A 1,768-nucleotide genomic window follows, 5' to 3' on the forward strand; every position below is an offset into this window, starting at 1 on the left:
GGCGCGGCCCGAGCAGGATCTTCGGGTCGAGCGCGCCGTCCTGCAGCGCTACTTCGGAGTCGCCGCCGAGGCCGAAGGTGCGCATGGCGACGGCTTCGACCATGGTACGGAAGCCGCCGACGGTGGCGCCTTCCGGATCGAGCCGCGGCCGGCCGCTATCGAGCACGGCGACGTCGGTGGTGGTGCCGCCGATGTCGGAGACCATGGCGTCGTCCAGCCCGGTCATGTGGCGGGCGCCGACCAGGCTGGCCGCCGGGCCGGAGAGGATCGTCTCGATCGGCCGCTGGCGGGCGAAGGCCGCCGACACCAGCGCGCCGTCGCCGCGCACCACCATCAGAGGTGCGGCGATGCCGCGCCGGCCAAGAAAGCCTTCGGTCGCCGCGACCAGCCGGTCGATCATCGAGATCAGCCGGGCGTTGAGCAAAGTGGTGAGCGCGCGGCGCGGACCGCCGAGCTTGGCCGAAAGCTCGTGGCTGGCGGTGACCGGCAGGCCGGTTTTTTCGCGGATCAGGTCGCGCGCGGCGAGCTCATGCGCCGGATTGCGGGTGGCGAAATAGGCGCAGACGGCGAAACCCGACACCGAACCCCCAAGCTCCGGCAACGCCGCCTCGAGGCCGGAAAGATCGAGCTTCGCGGCATTGCCGTGCACGTCGTGGCCGCCGGGGCAGAACACCACCGGATCGCTGCCGAGAGCCGTCTTCAGCCCGTCGCGGGCAAGGTCGGCCTCGGAAAAGCCGATCATCACCAGCGCCACGCGCCCGCCCTGGCCCTCGACCAGCGCGTTGGTGGCAAGCGTGGTCGACATCGACACCAGCTTGATCGCGGCCGGGTCGGTAGCGGATTTTTCCAGCACCGCGTCGACCGCGCCGGAAATGCCGACGGCGAGGTCGTGGCGCGTGGTCAGCGCCTTGGCCTTGGCCAGCACCTTGCCCTTGCTCGGGTTGTCCAGGGGCCCGCCCTCCTCCGACCACAGCACGGCATCGGTATAGGTGCCGCCGGTGTCGATGCCGAGGAAGAGCGGTTTTGGCTTGGCGGTCATTTGGCGGTGGCAAGTCCGGGCGAGAGGTTTGGTGCCTGCCCCTTAGCCGATACGGGCCGGCGGATAAAGGCGGGAGCGATGGGCCAAGGGAGGGGCAAGCTCCCTTCTCCCCCTGTGGGAGAAGGTGGATCGGCGCGCAGCGCCGAGACGGATGAGGGGTGCTCCAGCTTGGCAAATACGCCCATCGGCATCATCGCCAAGGCTGCAGATCTTCGTCCCGCACATAGGCAATGATGGTATCGCAGACAGCATCGAGTTCCTTCAGAACGTCGTCATTCCAGAACCTCAACACGCGAAATCCCCTCGCCTTCAATTCGGCGTCGCGCTCCTGGTCGTGGGGCGAGTCCGCATGCTGACTGCCATCGATTTCGATGATAAGCCGAGCCTCGGCGCAAACGAAGTCGGCAACGAATCTACCCACTGGCACCTGCCGGCGGAACTTGATCTTGTCGAGACGGCGGCCGCGCAGCTCCTGCCACAGACGGTCCTCCGCTTCTGTCGACTCGCGCCGCATCCGACGAGCGAAATTGCGCTTGGCCGGGGTTACGGGTTGATGCGGCATGGCGGAAGACTAGGCCTCATTTCGTCCAATTCTCCAACATCGCACTCCGTCCAACACCCCTCATCCGTCTCGGCGCTGCGCGCCGATCCACCTTCTCCCACAAGGGGAGAAGGGGTGCCCTACTCCGCCAGATCCACCGTCTCCGTCGAGTGGTCAGTGCAGATGAA

2 protein-coding genes are annotated in these 1,768 nt (G+C 67.1%); both read right to left on the minus strand.

Going from position 1 to position 1,768, the window contains the following annotated elements; genetic code table 11:
• On the minus strand, positions 1-1,039 hold a 1,039-nt coding region (locus EOA79_RS31840; protein WP_164894062.1), incomplete at its 3' end, for a hydantoinase/oxoprolinase family protein.
• Positions 1,040-1,229: 190 nt separating this feature from the next.
• Positions 1,230-1,601 carry a DUF559 domain-containing protein gene (locus EOA79_RS31845; RefSeq protein ID WP_095825049.1) on the minus strand — a complete coding sequence of 124 codons (372 nt, stop codon included), beginning with the start codon at positions 1,599-1,601 and terminating at the stop codon, positions 1,230-1,232.
• Between the last annotated feature and the right edge of the window lie 167 nt (positions 1,602-1,768).

This window comes from Mesorhizobium sp. M1A.F.Ca.IN.020.03.2.1 (genome assembly GCF_004023205.1).
Classification (GTDB): Bacteria; Pseudomonadota; Alphaproteobacteria; order Rhizobiales; family Rhizobiaceae; genus Mesorhizobium.

What these genes read in the sequence shown, in the direction of transcription:
- EOA79_RS31845 (WP_095825049.1), bottom strand. Translation starts at nt 1,601, where the DNA reads ATGCCGCATCAACCCGTAACCCCGGCCAAGCGCAATTTCGCTCGTCGG.